13 protein-coding genes, 1 pseudogene and 1 riboswitch are annotated in these 13,682 nt (G+C 68.9%); of the genes and pseudogenes, 2 read left to right on the top strand and 12 right to left on the bottom strand.

What is annotated here, in order from left to right; translation table 11 throughout:
• Positions 1-164: 164 nt before the first annotated feature.
• A riboswitch (glycine riboswitch) is annotated at positions 165-262 on the bottom strand.
• Positions 263-284: 22 nt separating this feature from the next.
• The 10 genes from JDV09_RS21430 to secA2 form a co-directional block, all read right to left on the bottom strand.
• Complete coding sequence (locus JDV09_RS21430) at positions 285-908, bottom strand: MerR family transcriptional regulator (RefSeq protein ID WP_221371154.1); 624 nt, start codon at positions 906-908, stop codon at positions 285-287.
• Between the two features lie 227 nt (positions 909-1,135).
• Positions 1,136-1,630 carry a bifunctional nuclease family protein gene (locus JDV09_RS21425; protein ID WP_221371153.1) on the bottom strand — a complete coding sequence of 165 codons (495 nt, stop codon included), beginning with the start codon at positions 1,628-1,630 and terminating at the stop codon, positions 1,136-1,138.
• A gap of 93 nt (positions 1,631-1,723) precedes the next feature.
• Positions 1,724-2,470 carry a transcriptional regulator FtsR gene (gene ftsR / locus JDV09_RS21420; RefSeq protein ID WP_221371152.1) on the bottom strand — a complete coding sequence of 249 codons (747 nt, stop codon included), beginning with the start codon at positions 2,468-2,470 and terminating at the stop codon, positions 1,724-1,726.
• 47 nt (positions 2,471-2,517) lie between these two features.
• Positions 2,518-2,988 carry a glycogen accumulation regulator GarA gene (garA, locus tag JDV09_RS21415; RefSeq protein WP_221371151.1) on the bottom strand — a complete coding sequence of 157 codons (471 nt, stop codon included), beginning with the start codon at positions 2,986-2,988 and terminating at the stop codon, positions 2,518-2,520.
• Positions 2,989-3,137: 149 nt separating this feature from the next.
• Entirely contained in the window at positions 3,138-3,533 is a 396-nt protein-coding gene (gene gcvH / locus JDV09_RS21410; protein WP_221371150.1) for a glycine cleavage system protein GcvH, read from the bottom strand.
• 23 nt (positions 3,534-3,556) lie between these two features.
• Positions 3,557-4,393, bottom strand: coding sequence for a DUF881 domain-containing protein (locus tag JDV09_RS21405; protein ID WP_221371149.1), 837 nt, complete (start codon positions 4,391-4,393; stop codon positions 3,557-3,559).
• Positions 4,390-4,722: a small basic family protein gene (locus JDV09_RS21400; protein ID WP_221371148.1), complete on the bottom strand. Its 333-nt coding sequence runs from the start codon at positions 4,720-4,722 to the stop codon at positions 4,390-4,392. Before JDV09_RS21400 ends, JDV09_RS21405 begins: the two co-directional genes overlap by 4 nt.
• The gene (locus JDV09_RS21395) at positions 4,719-5,609 is read right to left on the bottom strand and encodes a DUF881 domain-containing protein (protein WP_221371147.1); all 891 of its coding nucleotides are present in this window, start codon (positions 5,607-5,609) and stop codon (positions 4,719-4,721) included. The genes JDV09_RS21400 and JDV09_RS21395 overlap by 4 nt, the downstream gene beginning before the upstream one ends.
• Positions 5,606-6,232 (bottom strand): CDP-alcohol phosphatidyltransferase family protein, encoded by a 627-nt coding sequence (locus tag JDV09_RS21390; protein WP_221371146.1) that lies wholly within the window; start codon positions 6,230-6,232, stop codon positions 5,606-5,608. The genes JDV09_RS21395 and JDV09_RS21390 overlap by 4 nt, the downstream gene beginning before the upstream one ends.
• Positions 6,233-6,242: 10 nt before the next feature.
• The gene (gene secA2, locus JDV09_RS21385; RefSeq protein ID WP_221371145.1) at positions 6,243-8,615 is read right to left on the bottom strand and encodes an accessory Sec system translocase SecA2; all 2,373 of its coding nucleotides are present in this window, start codon (positions 8,613-8,615) and stop codon (positions 6,243-6,245) included.
• Between the two features lie 151 nt (positions 8,616-8,766).
• Here secA2 and JDV09_RS21380 point away from each other — a divergent pair.
• Positions 8,767-10,673: pseudogene (locus tag JDV09_RS21380) on the top strand (ABC transporter ATP-binding protein/permease).
• Between the two features lie 46 nt (positions 10,674-10,719).
• Complete coding sequence (locus JDV09_RS21375) at positions 10,720-12,633, top strand: ABC transporter ATP-binding protein/permease (RefSeq protein ID WP_221371144.1); 1,914 nt, start codon at positions 10,720-10,722, stop codon at positions 12,631-12,633.
• Between the two features lie 24 nt (positions 12,634-12,657).
• On the opposite strand, the gene JDV09_RS21370 is transcribed toward JDV09_RS21375, so the two are convergent.
• Both JDV09_RS21370 and JDV09_RS21365 read right to left on the bottom strand, forming a co-directional pair.
• Positions 12,658-13,116: a PaaI family thioesterase gene (locus JDV09_RS21370; RefSeq protein ID WP_221371143.1), complete on the bottom strand. Its 459-nt coding sequence runs from the start codon at positions 13,114-13,116 to the stop codon at positions 12,658-12,660.
• A gap of 78 nt (positions 13,117-13,194) precedes the next feature.
• Positions 13,195-13,656 (bottom strand): hypothetical protein, encoded by a 462-nt coding sequence (locus JDV09_RS21365; RefSeq protein ID WP_221371142.1) that lies wholly within the window; start codon positions 13,654-13,656, stop codon positions 13,195-13,197.
• Between the last annotated feature and the right edge of the window lie 26 nt (positions 13,657-13,682).

Here is a 13,682-nt window from a genome sequence, read left to right as displayed (position 1 = left end):
CAGACATCTCCCGACGACGTCGCGGGCGCGAGGAGCGCAGGCGAACGGGCTCCTCCCCCTCTGTCGTCGGCCCGGCCCGGGCTGCCTGAGAGATTCGGCCGGCGCGGACGGTGACGGCCTTTCCCCATGGGCGGGTGCTGGCGCACCGCTTTCCAGAGGCATCGGGGCCTCATGCGGTCCTGGGGCCTGAGAGGTTGACGGAGAGGTGTTGCTCCTTCGGCGTCCGCGGCTGGCTGCCACGAAACTCTCCCGCGCAAGGGCGATGCGCGCCCGAGTCTACCCGGCTAACCGATCTTGCGGTCGCGGTGCTTGCGGCGCGACGCCAGCTCGTCCTCGGGGGCCGAGATCGACTCGCCGCCGTCGGCGCGTTCGCCGGGGAAGTCGGCGATCGCACCGGTCAGCTCACGCATGGCGCCCGACACCGCGATGCCGAACACGCCCTGGCCGCCCTGCAGCAGATCCACCACCTCTTCGGCCGACGTGCACTCGTAGACCGTGGTGCCGTCGGAGAACAGCGTGATGTTGGCCAGGTCCTGCACGCCACGCTGCCTCAGGTGATCCACCGCGACGCGGATGTTGTGCAGGGAGATGCCGGTGTCGAGGAGCCGCTTGACGATCTTGAGGACCAGGATGTCCTTGAACGAGTAGAGCCGTTGGCTGCCGGATCCGGCGGCGCCGCGGATCGACGGCACCACCAGCGAGGTACGCGCCCAGTAGTCGAGCTGACGGTAGGTGATCCCGGCGATCTGGCAGGCGCTGGGCCCCCGGTAGCCGACCAGTTCGTCCGGCACCGAGTCATCGGGGAAGAGCCCCGCCTGGACCGGCTCGCTGGCCGTCCGAGGAGGGGTGTCCGCCTGCGGGGCGCCGGTGTCGAGTTCCAGCTGCTCCTGTCGTGGCGTGTCGCCCACTTGTCGATTCCTCTCGCCGATCGAACCCGCGTCCGTTGACCTGCGTGGGCGCACATTTACCCAGCCCCCCAGCTGTGATCGAGCATACGCTCGACGGCTGCTCGTGACTGCCCGTCGGGACCAAGTATGGCTGCCCAATTCGGGCCGGGAGGAAACGCGCCCGCGTGTCGAACGCGACGAGACGCATCCGTGACCATGCCCGCCCTGGTCAGCGGTGGGCCGTCGGGTCAGGTCGCCTTGAAGTCGTCGGGTGAGACGCTGTCGAGGAACTCCTTGAACTTCTCGACCTCATCCTCGCGGACCGTGCCGTCGGCCTCGTCGTCGTTCTCGTCCGGGATCAGCAGGCCCGCCTCGGCGAGCACCGCCTCCTCGACGTAGATCGGCACGCCCACCCGCAGGGCGATGGCCACCGAATCCGACGGCCGCGCCGACACCTTGATGTCGCGGTCGAACACCAGGTCCGCGTAGAACGTCCCCTCCTGCAGATCGACGATGCGAACCTCCTTGAGCGAATGGCCAAGGGCGGCAATGACATCTCTCAGCAGGTCGTGGGTCAGCGGGCGGGGTGGCTCGACACCCTGCTGTTCCAGTGCGATGGCCGTGGCCTCGGACTGGCCGATCCAGATCGGCAGGTAGCGGTCACCGTTGGACTCCCGCAACAACAGGACGGGCTGGTTACGGGGCTGCTCGACTCGAATGCCGACCACACGAACCTCACCCATATGTGCCTGCCCTCCGCACCGGTGTGTTGCTGTCACGCACCCGGCCGGCGAAGGCCGGATGCGACGGGACTCCCGTGACGGCGAGTCTAGTCCTCAGCGATCGAGTACGTCGCGCACGGCGGACTTGATCAAGGACGTGTGCAACGTGATCGCCAGCGCCGCCACCTCACGGGCCAGGTCGTCGGCACGGTCACGGGCACCGGCCTTGCCGCCCTTACCCACCGGTCCGGCGATCTGGGCGATGAGGTCCGACTGCCGGTCCGCCGCGGAACGGAACGCCCGCAGATGGCGCGGCTCGACGCCGTACTCGGCCAGCGCGCGGGCACACTGCGCGATCACCACCGAGTGCTCGTCGAAGAATGCGGTCCCGGCGCCCTTGAAGATCGGCGTGATCACGCCCGCCTTGACCAGCGAGGTGAGCAGGTCGTCGTCGACCCCGGAGCGTTCCAGCAGGTCCTCGCGGCTCAACCGCACCTGTGTCGGACCGACCGCGGTCCGGCCGAGCCGGGCCTGTTCGCCGGTGACCGTCGTCAGGCGCGGCGCTCCGTAACCCGGTGCGCTCTGCGGCAGCTCACCGTCGGGCTGGGCGTCCAGCTGCGCCTTGATCACCTTCAACGGCAGGTAGTGGTCGCGCTGGGCGGTCAGGATGAACCTCAGCCGGGCGCAGTCGTAGGCGGTGAACCGTCGGTAGCCCGATGCGGTGCGCTCCGGGGTGACCAGCCCCTCGGTCTCCAGAAAACGGATCTTGGAGATCGTGACCTCGGGAAACTCCTCGCGCAGCAGATCGAGCACGGCCCCGATCGACATCCCGTTCAGCGCGGGTGTGTCGGGTTGTGTCATCGGCTCGTCCGCGCTGCGCTCGTGGTGTCGTTACTGTTCGTCGGCGGTCAGCCGGCGCCGCCCTCGTCGCCTTTCGGCCCGGTCAGGAACACCAGGCGGAACTTACCGATCTGCACCTCGTCGCCGTTGGCCAGCACGGCCGAATCGACGGGTTCGCGGTTGACGTAGGTGCCGTTGAGGCTGCCCACGTCGACGACCTGGAACTCGCCGCCCTCGAGCCGGAACTCGGCATGGCGGCGGCTGACCGTGACGTCATCGAGAAAGATGTCGCTGTCGGGATGCCGGCCGGCTGACGTGGTCGGCTGGTCGAGCAGGAAACGCGAACCCGCGTTCGGGCCCCGCTTGACGACCAGCAACGCCGAACCGACGGGCAGGCCCTCGACCCCCGAGACCGCGCTCTCGCCGCCCGCGGCCGGCGGAGCGTCGAGCTCGTTGAGGAAGTCGGCGCGGAAGACGGATGTCGTCTCCACGGTGACTTCCTCGGAGTCGGCTCCAGAGTTGAAGTCCTTGTCCGTCACCCACTGCTCCTCACTGGCTGGCGTGGCGATCTACCGGCCTGTTGGCCGCTGCGCCGCTGGTATCGACCGTACCGTGCAGGGGACCGCGTTGTGGTCACCACCGCCGGATCGGCTCGTCGGTCTTTGGTCGGGACGACCCTAACAACACCTCACTCGGTGGCGTGGGAGCGGTAGGCATCCGCGTCGAGCAGACCGGCCAGTGCCTCGGCCAGGCCGCCCGCCTCGGCCTGCAGCTCGACCAGCCAGCCCTCGCCGTAGGGGTCGGAGTTGACCAGCTGCGGGTTGGCCTCCAGTTCGCCGTTGACGGCAACGACTTTCGCGGTCAACGGCGAGTACAGGTCCGACACCGACTTGGTCGACTCCACCTCGCCGAACGAATCGCCCGCCGTCACCTCCGTCCCGACGTCGGGCAGCTGGACGAAGACGACGTCGCCCAGCGCGGCCTGGGCGAAGTCGGTGATGCCGACGCGGACCGTGTCGTCGCCGGTGCGCTGCACCCACTCGTGCTCGGCGGTGTAGGCCAACTCCGCGGGAATCTCGCTCACGGCGCTCCTCAATCTCTGGTCGGTCACTTGACGGGCTGAGCGTATTGGCGGGGTTTCGGTTGTCGCAAGGCGGTGACGTCGACCCGGTCGGACTGTTCTATCACCATCGTGCCGCCGACGCGTTCGATGCTGTCCATCGCGCCGCCCGGGATGTTCATCGCCGCCGCGAGCGTCGGCGGATCCCCTATCGCGAGAACCGAATATGCCGGGCTGAGGGTGGTGGAGTCGACGGTCAGGCCACCGGGCGCGCCGACGATCCAGGTGTCCACCCCGACCCGCACCGCCACCTGCCGACCGTCGTTGCGGCCCCGGATCTCCATCGCCTCGGCGCCGGCGGCCCGCAGTTCGTTGACCACATCGAGCATCGTCTCGGCGGCGACCCCGGTCGCTGGATCCTGGATGGTCAGGGTGACTCCGGGCCCGGTCGCGGGCACGGTGCCGATCATGATCGACAGCGCCGCCAGGCGCGCCCTGGCGTTCTCGATCGCCGCCTGGTCGCTGCTGCCGGAGGCCTGCAGCTGGGCCAGCGTCTGCTGCAGGTCGGCCACCTCGGTGTTCAGCGCGGCCTCACGCTGCTGGAGCGAGTCGAGCAGCACCAGCAGGTCGGCCGGACGGGCCGAATCCAGCGCGTCGCCGGAGTCGGTCTGACGCACCTGGGTGGCGATCGCGACGCCCAGCAGCAGGCAGAGCAACACCGCCAGCACCCCGAACACCCGCTGGGACCGGCCGCCGCGCACCACGCCGCCGGCGCCCGCGCCGTGCGGCTCGCCGGTCTGTTGCGGCGGTTCTTCGCGCGGCAGTTCGTGCCGGCCGTGGTGGTCGTGCTGGTCGTGGCGCCCGGGTGGCTGCTCGCCGGTCATGCGCCGAACAGCCGCCGGCGCAGCGCGGCGGCGTTTCCGAAGATGCGGATGCCGAGCACCACGATGATCGCGGTGGACAGCTGGGTGCCGACCCCCAACTGGTCGCCCACGTAGACGATCAGCGCGGCCACCAGAACGTTGAAGACGAACGACACCACGAACACCTTGGAGTCGAAGATGCGTTCCAGGTACGCGCGCAGGCCGCCGAACACCGCATCGAGTGCGGCGACGACCGCGATCGGCAGGTAGGGCTGGACCACCTCGGGGACGCTCGGGTGAAACACCACGCCGAGCGCGATGCCGACGACGAGGGCGATGATTCCGATCAATTGGGACCAATCTGTTTGGCGAAGTTGATGTCTCGAACCGACGCCGCCGGCAGGGCCAGCCCTTCGCCGCCTGCGACGTTGACGCCCACCCCGTAGGAGGTCTCCAGCAGCCGCAGGCGCTGCAAGCCGGGGCTACGGTCGAAGGCGTCCTGCATCGCGTGCGGCGGGCCCACTGCGAGGACGACGTAGGGGCTCGAGACCGGTTGGTTGTCGACCAGGATGCCGCCCCCGGCCTGCCGGATGGTCACATTCGGGCCGATTCGCACACCTCCTACCGAGATCGCTTCGGCGCCGCTGCTCCACAACGAGTTGACCACCAGCTGAAGGTCGCGGTCCAGGATCACCTGCCGGCTGCCCTCGATGCGCTGCTTGGAGACGTCGGTGAGATCCGGCGACGCGCCCGGGTCGGTGACGGTCACGGTGACGCCGGGGCCGATGACCGGTGTCGCCGCGGCGGCGTAGCCGGCGGTGTCCAGCTCGGCGAGCAGCTGCCTACCGATGGCGTCGCCCTCCAGGCGGCTGCGGCGCGCGGCGTTCACCTCGGTGATCAGTGCGTCGCGACGAGCGGCGGCCTGGTCGGTGGCGGCCTCGGCGGAGCGTACGCTGCCGGCCAGCACCTGCTGGGTTTCGCGGACCCCCGGCGCGGTGGCCCGCGCCTGGGACCAGGCCAGTGCGAACACCGTCGCGATCAGCACCGCCGCGACCACCTGCCAGGTCCAGTCCCGCGCCCGCGCCCGGGGCCGGCGGTCCGCCGCGGCCGCCGCGGCGTAGCCGGGGTCCAGATGATCGGTGAGCAGCGAGCGCAGCAGCGACGGCACCGGTATCAGCGTCGGCGCCCCCGGCCGATGTGTGTTGCGACCCGAATCGAATCCCCCCAGCGTGCTCACGAGCCCGGTGATCCCGTCGGCATCGTACGCACCACCATGACCACCTGGACCAGGTAGAGCAACCCGGACCACAGATACATCGCCAGGCCCCAGATCAGAAAGCCCCAGCCGACGGCCAGGACGACCCTGCTCCACAGCGCGTCGTACTGCCCGAGCAGCACCAGCGGCAACCCGGACATCAGCGCGAACGTCGCTGCCTTGCCGACGTAGGTGACCGGCAGCGCGGACAGGCCGCGGCTGCGCAACACCGGCAGTGTGGCGGCCAGCGCCAGGTCGCGGCCGAGCAGCACCACGACCAGCCACCACGGCAGCACACCCGCAACCGCCATCGCCACCGGCACGACGACCATGTAGATGCGGTCCACCGCCGGGTCCAGCAGCTCGCCCAGCCGGGAGGACTGGTTGTCGAACAGCCGGGCGATCTTGCCGTCGGCCCAGTCGGAGGCGCCGCTGAACATCAGCACCCCGACTGCCCAGCCGTGCGCGTGCGCGACCAGCAGCAGGTAGAGGAAGACGGGCACGAGCACAAGCCGGATCACCGACAGCGCGTTCGGCACCGTCAGCACCCGGTCGCGCTGCCGGTCCACCCCGGGCCCCTCCGGATTCACCGAAGTCTCGGCCATGCTCTAGAACCTAGCGGAACACCCCGGGCAGGCTCAGCGCCGACAGCGTGTCGTCGGCCAGCGGGTTGTCGTGGACCATGTAGGTCCACGTCGAGGTGGGCCGCGCCAGCTTGGACAGGTCGACACCCGGTTCGTCCTCGATGGACGGCGCGGTGTCGAACGTCTGCTGCGCGGCCTCGATGGCGTCGGCGGCCAGCGAGGCGAACGCGTCGACGGCCAGCCGGTGGAACTCGTCGAGCGGGTTCTGCCGGCCCAGCGCACGCAGGTGGATGCTCTCCCGGATGTCGGCGAGGAACGCCAGGTGATCGGCCCAGCCGCGGTCGAGGTGATACAGCATGATGAGCCGGCAGATCTTCGTGAGCTTCTCCTCGGCCGCCGCGTCGTCGCCGTCACCGAGCTGCTCGACGAGTTCCTCGTAGCGTTCCGGGGACAGCTCGGCGAGCTCGTCGCGCGCGCTCGCGGTCCGCAGCAGCGTGTCGCGACGCTCGACCAGGATCGCGCGCTGCTGCGCGATCAGCTGGTTGTAGCGCCAGGTGTTGGCGTGCACGTCGAGCAGCCGGCCCTCGGCGATGCGCTGGGCGTGCTCGAGCAGGCTGGCCGCCTTCGGGCTGACCACCCGGCCGTTCTCGTCGCAGTCCAGCGGTAGCTTGCTGTCCTCCAGGTGCGAGACCACCACGTCGTCCTCCCAGCTGGAGAAGAACACCGTGGACCCGGGGTCGCCCTGGCGGCCGGCACGGCCGCGCAGCTGGTTGTCAAGCCGTTCGGTGTGGTGGCGCCCGGTGCCGATGACATGCAGGCCGCCCAGCTCGGCCACCTCGTTCTTCTCCGCGGCGTCGTCGCCGGCCTCGGACCCGCCCAGCCGGATGTCGGTGCCTCGGCCGGCCATCTGGGTGGACACCGTCACCGCGCCGAGCTTGCCGGCCTCGGCGATGACGGCCGCCTCCTCGGCGTCGTTCTTCGCGTTCAGCACCACCGCCGGAACCCCGGCTTTGACCAGCCGTTCGTGCAGGTCTTCCGATTCGGCGACGTCGCGGGTACCGACCAGGACCGGCTGGCCGGTCGCGTGCACCTCGGCGATGTGCTCGACGATCGCGTCGTTCTTCGCGGCGGCGGTGACATACACCCGGTCGGTCTCGTCCTCGCGGATGTTGGGCCGGTTGGGCGGAATCGGTGAGACGCCGAGCTTGTAGAACTGGCGCAGCTGCTCGCCGGCGGCCAGCGCGGTGCCGGTCATGCCGCACACCCGCGGGTAGCGGTCGATCAGCGCCTGGACGGTGATCGTATCGAGCACCTCACCGGTCTCGGTGGTCTCGATGCCCTCCTTGGCCTCCACGGCGGCCTGCAGGCCGTCGGGCCAGCGCTGCAGCGTGGCGATCCGGCCGCGCGAGGCGTTGATCAGATGCACCGCGTTGTCGCGGACGATGTAGTGCACGTCGCGTTGCAGCAGCACGTGGGCGTGCAGCGCGACGTTGATCTCGGTCAATGTGGTGGCGACGTGCTCCTCGGAGTAGAGGTCGATGCCGCCGAGCGCGGCCTCCAGCTTGCGCGCCCCGGTGTCGGTCAGGTGCACGTTGCGGCTGTCGGTGTCGGTGGCGAAGTCGGTGCCCTCGTCGAGCTCGCCGACCATCCGGATCAGCTCCACCCGCGGGGTCTCCCGGTGGCTGGTGCCCGCCAGCACCAGCGGCACCAGCGCCTCGTCGACCAGCACGGAGTCGGCCTCGTCGATCAACGCCACGTCGGGGTTCGGCGACACCAGGTCCTCCACATCGGTGACGAGCTGGTCGCGCAGCACGTCGAAGCCGATCTCGTTGACCGAGGCGTAGGTGACGTCGCAACGGTAGGCAGCGCGCCGCTCGGCGGCGGTGGAGTCCGCGGTGATCCAGCCGACGGTCAGCCCCATCGCCTCGATCAGCGGTCCCATCCATTCGGCGTCGCGGCGGGCCAGGTAGTCGTTGATGGTGATGACGTGCACGCTGCGGCCGGCCAGCGCGTAACCGGTGGCGGCGATCGCGCCGGACAGCGTCTTGCCCTCGCCGGTGGCCATCTCCACCACATCGCCGGCGAGCATCCGCAGCGCGCCGAGTAGCTGCACGTCGAACGGGCGCAGCCCGGTCGCCCGTTCGGAGGCCTCCCGGGCGATGGCCAGGAACTGCGGGATGTCGGCCGAGTCGGCCAGGTCCTCGAGCTCGAGCAGCGTGGCGGCCTTCGCCAGTTGTTCGTCGTCGAGATCGGCCGCTTTGTCGTGGAATTCCGCGGACTGGCGCACCTGCGTCAGCGAGCGGTCCTGCTCCCGTTCGGCGCTGGCGCCGAGCAGTTTCCAGAATCGGTTGGACAGCCGACCCGACTTGGGTTTCGCGGGCGTCTTGGATGAGGTGTGGGCCACACGATCACGGTACGCGGCCGTTTTGCGCACGCTCGCGGCGCTCTGGCGACTTCTTCCCGGACGGGCGGGGCCCGCTGCGGTAGCTTCGCCGCAGGCAGGCTCGCGTGCGGAGGGGAGGTCGCCCGGTCATGGACACCGTGGGCAGCACCCCGTGACCGGCCAGCCGTTCCAGCCCGCCCTGGACTGGAGCCGGGAATGGTGGCACTCGCTGCAGTGGATCGCCACCACGTTCCTGCTGACCAGCCTCTGCCTGCTGGTGGTGCTGGCCGCGATCGGCCGGTTCACCGAATGGGGCAGACAGTTCTGGCGCATCACCGGCGCCTACTTCACCGGGCGGCGCAGCGCCACCGCCTGGCTGCTGGTGGCGGTTCTGCTGCTGTCGGTGATCGTCTCGGTGCGCATCAACGTCCTGCTCACCTACTACGTCAACGATCTGTTCACCGCTCTGCAGGTGGCGTTTTCGGGCGGTACCCCGGAGGCCGATGCGAGCCGGGCCGGCGGCATCGCCGGCTTCTGGGCGGCGATGGCGGTGTTCGCGGTGCTGGCCTGCTGCTTCATCGTCCGCCTGCTGCTCGACATGTACCTGACCCAGCGGTTCATCATGCGGTGGCGAATCTGGTTGAGCCGCAGGTTCATCGACGGCTGGCTCGGCGACCTGGCCTACTACCGGGCACAGTTCGCCAGCAGGCCGATCGACAACCCGGACCAGCGCATCCAGCAGGACGTCGACGTCTTCACCACCGGCGTCGGCGGCGACGCGAACAACCCGATCTACAACTCGAGCAACACCCTGCTGTTCGGCGCCGTCGAGGCGGTGCTGTCGGTGCTGTCGTTCGGGGTGATCCTGTGGCGGCTCTCCGAACCGGTCACCCTCGGCGCCCTGACGCTGCCCCGGGCGCTGTTCTGGATCGTGCTGGTCTACGTGCTGGTGGTCACCGTCGTGGCGTTCGCGATCGGACGGCCGCTGATCCGGCTGAGCTATCTGAACGAGCTGCGCAACGCCGGGTTCCGCTACGCGCTGGTCCGGGTCCGCGACGCCGGTGCCGCGATCGGCCTGTACCGCGGTGAGCCCGCCGAGCGGTCGCTGCTCAAGGGCCGGCTGGACGCGGTGATGGACAACTACCGCCACTGGCTGAACCGGATGATGCTGTTCTTCGGCTGGAACATCTCGATGAGCCAGGCGATCAACCCGCTGCCGTGCTGATCCAGGCGCAGGGGCTGTTCGCCGGGCGGATCTCGTTCGGCGACGTGTGGCAGTCCGCCAACGCGTTCGCCGAGATCCACAACTCGCTGTCGTTCTTCCGCATCGCCTACGACCAGTTCGCCAGCTACCGCGCGTCGATCATCCGCCTCGACGGCCTGGCCGACCAGAACGCCCGGGCCGCCGCGTTCGGCGCGGTGCGGATCGCGGACGCCGAGGACGGCGCCGTCGATGTCGATCGCGTGGAGGTCCGTCGCCCGGACGGCACCCTGCTGTTGCACAGCCTGGACCTGCGGGTGCAGCCCGGCGACGGGGTGGTGATCACCGGAGCGTCCGGCATCGGGAAGTCGGTGCTGTTGGCCAGCCTGGCCGGGCTGTGGCCGTTCGCCTCCGGCGCGGTGCGGCTGCCCGGCGGCCGCGACGGCGTGATGTTCGTCCCGCAGCTGCCCTATCTTCCGCTCGGTGACCTGCGGTCGGTGGTCGGATATCCGCGCCCCGACGAGGTGGACGACCGGGCCGTCCAGCAGGCGCTGATCGACGTCGCGCTGTCTCATCTTGTGCTGCGGCTCAACGATGTCGCCGAATGGGCCAAGGTGCTGTCGGTGGGCGAACAGCAGCGCATCGCGTTCGTCCGGTTGCTGCTGCACAGGCCCGCCGCGGTGTTCCTCGACGAGTCCACCTCGGCGCTGGACGAGGGGCTCGAGGCGATGCTCTACCAGCGGCTGCGGGAGGGGCTGCCGCGGGCCGTGGTGATCAGCGTCAGCCACCGGGCCAGCGTGCATCCGTTCCACGACAGCAGGCTGGATCTGGTCGGCGACGGCCGCTGGCGGCTCACGCGACTCGCGGTGCCGGGTTGACCGGCTCCAGCACGCTACATCGAGGTGCGCACGGTACCTTGCCCGAATGGAAACCTTCACCCCGACGCTGGACTGGGGTAATGAGCTTCTGACGTCGCTGATCTGGATCGCCAAGGCCTGGGTGATCTCGGCGGTGGCGAGCATGGTGGTGCTGGTGTTGTTGGGCCGTTTCACCACGTGGGGCCGCCAGTTCTGGCGGGTCACCCGCGGTTACTTCACCGGCCCGTCCAGCATCAAGGTGTGGATCTGGCTGGGTGTGCTGCTGTTGTCCGTGGTGGGCGGTGTCCGCCTCGACGTGTTGTTGAGCTACCAGGGGAACGACATGATGACCAGCCTCCAGGTCGTCGCGGGCGGGCTGCAGGCGAACGACAACGCGATCAAGGACTCCGGCCGTAACGGCTTCTACCTGTCGATGCTGATCTTCGCGATCCTGGCGTCGATGCATGTGGCCCGCGTCATGCTCGATCTTTTCCTGGCGCAGCGGTTCATGCTGGCCTGGCGCGCCTGGCTCACCGATCGGATGACCGGCGACTGGCTAGATGGCAAGGCCTACTACCGGTCGCGCTTCATCGACGACTCGATCGACAACCCGGATCAGCGCATCCAGGCCGACATCGACATCTTCACCACCGGTGTCGGCCCGCAGTACAACAACCCGAACTACGGCTCGGAAAGCACGCTGCTGTTCGGCGCGGTCTCGTCGATCATCTCGATGTTCGCGTTCGCCAAGATCCTGTGGGACCTGTCCAGCGACCTGACACTGCTGGACATCACCGTCCCCCGTGCGTTGTTCTGGCTGGTGCTCGTCTACGTGATTTTCGCCAGCGTGATCGCGTTCTGGATCGGCCGGCCGATCATCAGCCTGGCGTTCCTCAACGAGAAGTACAACGCCGCGTTCCGCTACGCGCTGGTGCGACTGCGTGACGCCGCCGAGGCGGTCGCCTTCTACCGCGGTGAGGACGCCGAACGCGGCGTGCTGCGCAACCGCTTCGCGCCGGTGGTGTCGAACTACAAGCGATACATCAATCGCAGCATCGGCTTCAACGGCTGGAACCTGACGATGAGCCAGATCATCGTGTTGCCGCCCTACCTGCTGCAGTTCCCCCGCTTCTTCGCCGGCGAGATCCCGCTCGGTGCCATGACGCAGTCGGCGTCGGCGTTCGGCAGCATCCAGAACGGGCTGTCGTTCTTCCGCAACGTCTACGACTACTTCGCGGCCTATCGCGCCGCGATCATCCGTCTGCACGGTCTGGCTGTCGCCAACGAGGAGGGCCGCGACCTGCCGTCGTTGACCGCCGAATCGTCCCGCAACGACGGCGTGCAGCTGCGCGCGGTGCAGGTGAGCACCCCCGACGGCCGGGAGTTGATCCGCAACCTGGACCTGTCCCTGATCCCCGGCGACGCGCTGATCGTGACCGGCCCGTCTGGGGTGGGAAAGACCACGCTGCTGCGCAGCCTGGCCCAGCTGTGGCCGTTCACCACCGGGACGTTCATCCGGCCGGGCGAGGATCACCAGACGATGTTCCTGTCCCAGCTGCCCTACGTGCCGTTGGGCGATCTGCGCACCGTGGTGTCCTACCCGTCGCATGCCGGGACGCTCGACGACGGGCTGCTGCGCAGCACCCTGACCGCCGTCGCGTTGCCGCAGCTGGCTGGCCGGCTCGACGAGGTGGCCGACTGGGCCAAGGTGCTCTCCCCCGGCGAGCAGCAGCGTGTGGCGTTCGCGCGGGTGCTGCTGACCAAGCCGAAGGCGGTGTTCTTCGACGAATCGACCTCGGCGCTGGACGAGGGCGTGGAGCTGATGCTCTACCAGTTGGTGCGCGAGCGGCTACCGGACACGATCCTGGTCAGCGTCAGTCACCGCAGCACCGTCGAGCAGCATCACACCCAGGAGCTGCAACTGCTCGGCGACGGCCGCTGGCACCTCGGCGGTGTCGGCGAGGAGCCCGCACTGGTCTGAGGCCGCGCCTGGGAAGGATGCGTTTCACGATTGGCGGGAACGCCAGCGTTTCCAGACCGCCTGACCCGTGGCGCGGACCTTGTCGTCGTAGCGCAGTTCGGCCGCGCAGACGATCTCGGGTTCGGTGGACTTGACGACGACGGCGCGGAGCTCGACCGCGCTGTCCAACGGGCTGGGACGCAGATACCGGACGTCGATGCCGGACGTCACGAAGGGCAGGAGGGCGCCGGGCGGAGCATCCCAGCCCTGAATCGACGCCTCGTGCATCACGCATGCAGCGGTGTGGCAGTCGAGCACTGTGGCGATGATGCCGCCGTTGAGGAATCCCAGTCCGTTGTCATGTTCGGGCCAGGGCATGAAGGTCGCGGTCACGAAATCCGCTGCGAGGTAACTCTTGAGCCGCAGACCCCGGGAATTTGCGGGTCCGCAGCCGAAGCAATTGGCGGTCGGAAAGAGCCGGTCCTGAATGGCGGTCGCATCCACAAACATCCAGTATGTGCCACACCCGAGGCCGGCAGACGGAAATCGCCTGCCGCAGCTGTCGCCACACCCAACGGCGCCTCAGAACGGTGGTGGGTCGTTGCCGTAGTCGGGTTGTTCGGGTGGGTGGGACAGTGGCTGGAGTAGGTGGTCGATCCGCTCCAGCCGGGCGGCCCATTGCGCTCCTCCGGGTGTGGCTAGTAGGGCTGCGCGTTTGGCTCGGCGCTCTTCGGCGGCTTTCTGGGCGGCGGCGCGGTCGAGTTCGCGTTGCAGCGCGTTGAGGTGGCGTTCGCGGGTGATGTAGGCGGCGTGGTTTTGGGCGCGGGTGCGTCGGCGGGTGGGCATCATCAGTTCCCGCCCCGGGGTGCGCGGCGGCGGGTTCGGCGCCGGTGCGGGTGGTGGATCGGCGGTGGTGGTGTTCCAGGACGGGAACAGCAGCGCGGAGAACGGTTTGGTGGTGTAGGTGTGCCCGGTCGGGGTGGTGACCTGCAGCGTTCCGTCGGGCAGTTGCACCTCTTTCCAGCCCTGCCAGAAGGTTTTCATTAGATGGTGCAAACGGCATTTGCAGC

The sequence above is a fragment of the Mycolicibacterium xanthum genome, from assembly GCF_019710635.1.
Taxonomy (GTDB): domain Bacteria; phylum Actinomycetota; class Actinomycetes; order Mycobacteriales; family Mycobacteriaceae; genus Mycobacterium; species Mycobacterium xanthum.
This window is presented reverse-complemented; position numbering and strand designations above follow the sequence as displayed.

Excerpts from the sequence above, each read along its gene's own strand:
- JDV09_RS21425 (WP_221371153.1), bottom strand. The coding sequence starts at position 1,630 with ATGGGTGAGGTTCGTGTGGTCGGCATTCGAGTCGAGCAGCCCCGTAAC.
- ftsR (WP_221371152.1), bottom strand. The coding sequence starts at position 2,470 with ATGACACAACCCGACACACCCGCGCTGAACGGGATGTCGATCGGGGCC.
- JDV09_RS21405 (WP_221371149.1), bottom strand. The coding sequence starts at position 4,393 with ATGACCGGCGAGCAGCCACCCGGGCGCCACGACCAGCACGACCACCAC.
- JDV09_RS21390 (WP_221371146.1), bottom strand. The coding sequence starts at position 6,232 with ATGGCCGAGACTTCGGTGAATCCGGAGGGGCCCGGGGTGGACCGGCAG.
- JDV09_RS21375 (WP_221371144.1), top strand. The coding sequence starts at position 10,720 with ATGGAAACCTTCACCCCGACGCTGGACTGGGGTAATGAGCTTCTGACG.
- JDV09_RS21365 (WP_221371142.1), bottom strand. The coding sequence starts at position 13,656 with ATGAAAACCTTCTGGCAGGGCTGGAAAGAGGTGCAACTGCCCGACGGA.